Source organism: Allochromatium palmeri (assembly GCF_009720725.1).
Classification (GTDB): Bacteria; Pseudomonadota; Gammaproteobacteria; order Chromatiales; family Chromatiaceae; genus Thermochromatium; species Thermochromatium palmeri.
Genome location: NZ_WNKT01000171.1, coordinates 1 through 478 on the forward strand (window position 1 = coordinate 1; position 478 = coordinate 478).

Here is a 478-nt window from a genome sequence, read left to right on the forward strand (position 1 = left end):
GCCATCGAACGCGACCCGGCGGCCATCATCAAGCGCTTTGATGCCGAAGAGCGGCTCAAGGGCCTGGATGCCGAAGACGTCCTTAAACGCTTTGATGCCGAAGAGCGGCTCAAGGGTCTGGATGCCGAAGAACGCCTCAAGGGTCTGGATCCAACCCTAATCGAATCCTGGCTCGACAAGCAGCGACGCGATCACTGAGGCTGGTCACAGACCCCGTCGCCGAATTACGCCATAGCACGTCGCCTGTACGTCCGGCGCCAAAACGGCGACCAGATCGAAGTGCGCCACCCCGGCGGATTCAACCCGGCTGTCCGGTGAGCCGGTCACGGCGCCTCGAACCATTCGCGCGCCGGCCCCTTTCGGCTACACTGCTCCCCATGAGCCCGACCGCCCCAGCCTCACCCGACGACGACACCCGCCGCCAATGGCACCGCCTGTTCGGCATCGCCCTGACCGAACTGTTCGAGGGCGCTCCCTG

General features: G+C 64.9%; 1 pseudogene. It reads left to right on the forward strand.

The annotated features are described in order from the left end of the window. Positions 1-198 (forward strand): annotated as a pseudogene (locus GJ668_RS20240) (hypothetical protein); the annotation flags it as partial. Between the last annotated feature and the right edge of the window lie 280 nt (positions 199-478).